Genomic DNA, 6219 nt, shown 5'->3' on the forward strand with positions numbered 1-6219 from the left:
TCAGGCGCGCCGTCTCAGGACCGGAGCAGGGGCGAAGCAAGATAGAGCCTCGACTTGGCCGTGTGGAATGTCGCGAAGGAATCGGGCCTCAAGGCGCTGAACACCACGATGAGCCCAACCAGGGCGACGATCATCCCCCAGTGGGGTCCGGGGTTCAGGACGGTGCGCAGCGTCGATGAGCCCTGACGTTCTTCGACGTGCTCGCGGGCGGGGGATTGTCGGTCATGGTCATGAGGTGTCTCCAATGAGATGGCCCGGGCACGAAGACCGGTGTTCATCGCTCTCGACGGGAACTAGATGATTAATTCCTATTGGATTCAGTGGTCGTAGGCGATGAGTGAGCGTTTGCGCGGTGCGTTGATGCGCCAGTTGTGCCGGATTCCTGCGGCCAGGGCGAGGAGCTTCGCGCCGACTTTGGCGTAGACGCCGGCGAGGGTCCGTCCGCCGTGCTGTTCGGAGACCGAGCTGGCCTTTGAGGCTGTCGAAGACGGACTCGATCCACTGCCGGATGCCACCGAAGCGGGGCTTTTCGTCCCTGCGGTCCGGGCGGATCAGGCGGGCGCCGGGTTCCTCACTGATGAACCGCTCGAACTCCCGGCCGGCGAAGCCTTTGTCGCCGAGGATGACCTGTCCTTCCTGAACGAGCCGGTGGTCTCGTTCCAGCAGCGCCCGGGTGACTTCGCGTTCACCGCTCTTCGGGTTCGCCAGTGCCCAGATGACGGGCATGCCCTCCGGCGTGCTGATCAGGTAGAGCCGGAAACCCCAGAAGAACCGGGAGTGCGAGGCGCAGTAGCCGTAGCCGGCCTGGCCGGCCAGGTCCGAGCGCTTGACGGTTTCCCTGGACTGGTCGCACGGGACCGGGGTGGAATCGACCAGGCGCAGGATCTCGTGCCAGGACGGAGTATCCCGGGCCAACGCGGTGATCGCGGCGATCAGCGGTCCGGCGGCCCGGATGCGTTTGTTGTAGCCGGACTCGGGCGGGATACCGGGGAACATCTTCCGCAGATGCGTGCGGGCGTAACGGACCCACCTGGTTTCCGAGGAATAGCCGAGCAGGTGCTGGGCCACCGCCAGGCACAGCAGCTCCGCATCGGACAGGACCGGCCGGCGCCCGGGCCGCCGGTCACGGGAAACACCCAGATCCGGCAGGACCTGATCGGTCAGGACCACGTACAGTGTGGTCAGGAGAGTGTTCAGTTTTGGGTTCACATACGAGACTTAAACACTCTCCGCCTCACTTCAAAAGCGGCCACGCCCCGGCCTGCCAATAGGACTTACTCATCTAGAGGCGGTGCAACAGCTACGACGCTCGCGTGCCTCGCAGGCGTCGGGTACGTGTTCACGGCGACCCCTGGGCCGGCGTGAACACGTCTCAGCTACGGAGCGTCGGTGCCGAACTCGGCGTTCCACTTGGTGGTGAAGAAGGACGTCACGTCCACCGGCGACGGGGCGTACGTCCCCTTCGCTGGAACGTTTTCCTTCGTCACGACGGAGACGCTGGCCATCTCGGTCCCGTAGACGTCCTTGTTCTTGATCGCAGCATCCGGATCGACCTTGACGCCATCTCGGGAGAACGACTGGGCCAGCTGGTCCATGACGATCCAGGACGGGACATCGATGGGGTACGCCACGAGTGCGTCCATCTTGCCGTCGCGGATCAGGTCGAGGCTCTGCAGATCGTCAATGAAGCCTACGAACAGCGGACGCTCCGGGAAGGCGACCTATCCGTACTTCTGTTCAAGGACGGTTGCCACTCCCTTCGGGACCGGCTGGGCCGGCGCGGTCCAGATCGGGTCGAGGTTAGACTGCGCCTGGACGGCCTGGTTGGCGAACTGCAGACCCCAGCGCGCTTGGTTCGCGTAGTCCAAGCTGCCCTTGTAGAGCCACTCATAGGTCCGGGTGGAATGTCTTGCCGTTGACCCTTGCGGAGGCTCCAGTCCGGTCCAGGTAGGGGGTGATTCCGCCCAGGTGGAGGGGCCAGCCGGCTCCGGTGATCATGCAGAGGTCCACGTCTTCGGGAGCGGCGACGACGCCTTCGTCCAGCAGTAGCCAGATCTCCTCTGCCAGGGCGCGGTGAACACGTTCCAGCACCTCTTCCGAGGTGGATGGTGTGGTGCCGAACTCCAACGCGTCCAGGGTGGATTGCGGTATGGGCCGAAGGCCGTCGTCGTTAGTGGCCCAGATCCCCTTGATCCCCTTGTCAACCAGCGTCTGCAGATTCGCCGAGACAGGGAATCGGTCACCAAAGGCTGCATGCAGGGACTCACTGACATGCTGATACACCGGAATGCCGACCATAGCCAGAAGGGTGAACGGTGTCATGGGCAGGCCCATGGGTTTGAGGGCGTTGTCCGCAACGTCGGCCGGAGTGCCTTGGTCGAAAGCTTGGATGACTTCACCCATCAGCCGCACAAGGACGCGGTTGACCACGAAGGCGGTGGCGTCCCCGGTCAGCACTGTGGTCTTCTTCAGGGCCTTACCTAGAACAAACGCTGTAGCCAAGGCTTCCTTGCTGGTCCTGGGCGCCGGAACGATTTCCACCAAAGGCATGACGGCCACGGGGTTGAAGAAGTGGAACCCGATCACCCGTTCGGGATGCAGCAGGTCCGAAGCCATGTCCGTGACGGACAGGGAGGAGGTGTTGGTGGCGAGGATGCACTCTTTTGAGACCACCTCCTCGACCTCTGCAAAGACCTGTTTCTTGACGGCGAGTTCCTCGAAGACCGCCTCGATGACGAAGTCCGCGTCGGCAAAGACGTCCTTGCTGACGGAGCCGGTGACCAGCGTCTTGATGCGCCTGGCGTCGTCGGCAGAGATCTGTTTCCTGGCCAGGAGCTTGTCCACCTCGGCGTGGACGTACTCCACGCCCTTGTCCACACGGCCCTGATCGACGTCAGTGAGGGCCACGGGCACCTGAAGTTGCCGGGTGAAAAGCAGCGCCAACTGCCCGGCCATGAGGCCAGCACCGACGACACCGACCTTCCGGACTGGGCGCGCTAGGTCCGGATCAGGCGCTCCGGAGGGATTCTTAGACCGGCGCTGGAGCAGATCCAGGAGTGCGTACACCGAATTCTTGAATTGCGGTGTCAGGATCAGTTCGGTGAGCGCCTGGATCTCGAGTTCAGCGGATTCGGCCTGGCTTAGGGTCCGGCCGCGTTCCAGCAGTTCCAGCACGCGGGACGGCGCGGGTGTGCTGGTGGCGTTCCTCGCCGTGAGAAAGGCATGGCCCGCCCCGAGGGCGGCGTCCCAATCGACGTCGGCGGCGTGCGCTTTTTCGCTGCGGCGGGCCGCCAGCGCTTGGATCACCTGCCGGTCGTTGGCGATGATCGAGCCCGCCCAGACGAGGGATTGTGCGAGGAAGTCGGCTGATTCATAGATGGCGTCGGCAATCCCCAAATCGTGGGCCGCCGTGCCGCTGAGGGTCCTGTTGTTGCTGAGCGCGTTCTCAATCATTACCTTGACAGCGTTGCGCGGGCCGATCAGCCGCGGGAGCCGATACACACCGCCCCAGCCGGGGACGAGGCCCAGGTACACCTCGGGCAAGGCGATTCCGTTCGCGTCTGCGGAGACCGTGCGGTAGTCGGCGGCGAGGGCGATTTCCAGGCCACCGCCGATGGCTGCGCCGTTGATAAACGCGAAGGTGGGCACCGTCATCGCCGCGAGAATACCGAACACCTCGTGACCAAGGGCGGCAACTTCCCGGGCGGCGCCCGGGTCCGAGAGGCTCCGAAGGGCCGTCAGGTCCGCGCCGGCCAGCAAACTTCTGCCCTGCCCCGTGATTCCGACGCCGACAAACTCTCCCGCCGCTGCACGGTCCCCTACGTGGCGAAGGAGTGTGCCGAGTTCGTTCAGGGACTCGGGGCCGAAGGTGGCCGGTTTGCGGTCGCGGCCGCTGAGCGTGATCAGTGCGAAAGTCCCCACGCCGGGCAGCCCGATTTCCTCAAGGGACGAAAATGACGTGGCGAGGTTGCCGGCCGGCATGCCGGAAACAGCCGCGTTCACTGGGCTGCCTTGAGGATCAGCGCGTCGCCCTGTCCGCCGCCGCCGCAGAGGGCGACGACGCCGGTCCCGCTTCCAGCGCGTTGAAGGGCGAGCGCCTGGTGGAGTACGAGCCGGGCGCCGGACGCGCCGACCGGATGTCCGAGGGCGATGGCCCCGCCCTCGGCGTTGATCCGGTCCGTGTTGATGCCCAGATCATTGGCCGACTGGATCACCACAGAGGCAAAGGCCTCGTTAATTTCGATCAGATCCAGATCGTCGACGCTCAAACCTTCACGTTTGAGTGCGGCTTCAATGGCCCGGGACGGCTGGGAATGCAGGGAACCGTCAGGGCCGGAGGTCTGGCCGTGAGCACCGATCTCGGCGATCCATTCCAGTCCGGCAGCTTCGGCGGCGGCCTTGCTTGCTATCACGACGGCGGCGGCACCATCTGACAACGGGGAGGAGGAACCGGCAGTGATGGTGGCGTTCTCCGCCGTCGAGAAGGCGGGCCTCAGCGCCGAGAGGCCCTGTGCTGTGGTGTCGGGACGGATGCCCTCGTCGCTGCCTACCGCCAGCGACGGTCCTTTGCGCTGCGGGATAGTGAGGGGAGCGATTTCCGCATCGAACAAACCGGCCGCCCGGGCGGCTTCCGCACGCTGATGCGAGCGGGCGGCCACCTGGTCCTGCTCTTCGCGGGTGATCCCCCGAGTGGCGTTGCCGGCGTCGGTCGCGGCCCCCATCAGGTCGCCGCTGAACGGATCCTGCAGCCCGTCGTGGTTGAGCGAGTCAACGAGCGGGGTGTCCCCGATGGTGACCCCCGCGCGCAGCCCGTTGACCAGGTGCGGGGCGTTCGTCATGGATTCCTGGCCGGCCGCGACCACAAAGTCAGCCTCCCCCGCCCGGATCACCCGGGCCGCGTCGATCACCGCCGTCAGACCGGACAGGCACAGCTTGTTCACGGTGACAGTGGGCACGTCCCAGCCGATGCCCGCGCCCAGGCTCGACTGCCGCGCCGGACCCTGCCCGGCGCCCGCCTGATAGACCTGCCCAACAATCACGGCCTCGATTTGCTCCGGGGCGGCCCCGGCACGCTCCAGGGCCGCACGGATGGCATGGGAACCGAGGTCGGTCGCGGACAATGAAGCAAGCCCGCCACGGAAGCGTCCAAAGGGGGTGCGTGCCCCGCCAAGAATGACAGGAATTCTGCTATTAGGATTCACGGGTTACCTTTCGGGAAAACTGCGGAAATAGGGATACAACAGTCAGGCATGAAGGCTGCAGTCGCCATGGGTTGGAAGCGCGCTCAGTCAGAGGCGTTCCATGCGTCGTCAACTAAGCGGTGAGGCACCTCATAACGTTGCGAGCTGATGGTCCGGGTGACCATCGGGCGCCCGCAGCTTTATGGCTGCGTCGTCTGAGACGGATGATCAGCGTCCCGTGACCTTGCCGGAGAGCTTCGCGAACGGGGCGAGTACCAAGGGCCGGGCAGCGATCCAGCCGCCGACGATGATGGCCAGCGAGGCGAAGAAGATCCAGAACCCGGCCCAGTTCACCACGTCGGTGCCGCCGTACATGTGGTTCAGGTTCCGCAGCGCCCCGGTCGCGAACACCAGCGCGACGTGCACGATGATGAACGCCGTGAAGTACAGCATCACCGGGAAGTGGACCGCCCGGGCCCACTCGACCGGGTAGACCCGGCTCAACGTCTTCGCGTTCCTCGGCCACAGCCCCGATATCCGCACTCCGGTGGTGGCCGCGAGCGGCGCCGCGACGAAGACCGTGAGGAAGTACATGAGCTGTTGCAGGCTGTTGTAGTTTACCCAGCCGTTCTCGGTGGGCCAGTCCAACGATACATACTGCAGCGCTGCGGAGAAGGCGTTGGGGAAGACTTCCCAGCTGGTCGGCACGATTCGCATCCAGTGCCCGGTGACGAACAGCAGCACGACGAAGATGACGCCGTTGACCAGCCACAGGATGTCCAGCGACTGGTGGAACCACAGTGCAAGGCTGATCTTGCCCCTGCCGTCCTTTGACCACTTCGGCGTCCAGTACGCGCCCGGCCGTTTCTCGGTGCGCACCTGCAGGCCTGACCGGATGATCAGCACCATCAGGAACACATTGAAGAAGTGCTGCCACTGCACCCACGCGGGGAACCCGGGGGCCGCGCCCGCAGGCAGGGGGTATTCGCCGGGATAGGTGGTGAGGAAGTCCTGCATGAACGGCAGGTCCCGGAACCAG

At 64.9% G+C, this 6219-nt stretch carries 6 protein-coding genes and 1 pseudogene; all 7 read right to left on the reverse strand.

Annotation, left to right across the window (positions count from 1 at the left end):
* Positions 1-14 precede the first annotated feature (14 nt).
* The gene (locus tag AC5RW2_RS35265) at positions 15-278 is read right to left on the reverse strand and encodes a hypothetical protein (RefSeq protein ID WP_494002550.1); all 264 of its coding nucleotides are present in this window, start codon (positions 276-278) and stop codon (positions 15-17) included.
* Positions 279-317: 39 nt separating this feature from the next.
* Positions 318-1209: pseudogene (locus AC5RW2_RS35270) on the reverse strand (IS982 family transposase).
* 167 nt (positions 1210-1376) lie between these two features.
* A complete protein-coding gene (locus tag AC5RW2_RS35275; protein WP_494032709.1) occupies positions 1377-1631 on the reverse strand; it encodes a hypothetical protein in 255 nt (84 codons plus the stop codon).
* 90 nt (positions 1632-1721) lie between these two features.
* The gene (locus tag AC5RW2_RS35280) at positions 1722-1868 is read right to left on the reverse strand and encodes a hypothetical protein (RefSeq protein ID WP_494032708.1); all 147 of its coding nucleotides are present in this window, start codon (positions 1866-1868) and stop codon (positions 1722-1724) included.
* Positions 1869-1887: 19 nt separating this feature from the next.
* A complete protein-coding gene (locus AC5RW2_RS35285; protein ID WP_494032711.1) occupies positions 1888-3981 on the reverse strand; it encodes a 3-hydroxyacyl-CoA dehydrogenase NAD-binding domain-containing protein in 2094 nt (697 codons plus the stop codon).
* 17 nt (positions 3982-3998) lie between these two features.
* The gene (locus AC5RW2_RS35290) at positions 3999-5201 is read right to left on the reverse strand and encodes an acetyl-CoA C-acetyltransferase (protein ID WP_494032707.1); all 1203 of its coding nucleotides are present in this window, start codon (positions 5199-5201) and stop codon (positions 3999-4001) included.
* Positions 5202-5408: 207 nt separating this feature from the next.
* Positions 5409-6219, reverse strand: an 811-nt coding sequence (locus AC5RW2_RS35295; RefSeq protein ID WP_494075061.1) for a cytochrome b/b6 domain-containing protein, incomplete at its 5' end; no start/stop codon positions are given.

This window comes from Arthrobacter sp. B0316-1-20, assembly GCF_059091865.1.

Bases quoted from the DNA above. Each gene is read 5' to 3' on its own strand.
- AC5RW2_RS35265 (WP_494002550.1), bottom strand. From the start codon at position 278: ATGAACACCGGTCTTCGTGCCCGGGCCATCTCATTGGAGACACCTCAT.
- AC5RW2_RS35285 (WP_494032711.1), bottom strand. From the start codon at position 3,981: ATGCCGGCCGGCAACCTCGCCACGTCATTTTCGTCCCTTGAGGAAATC.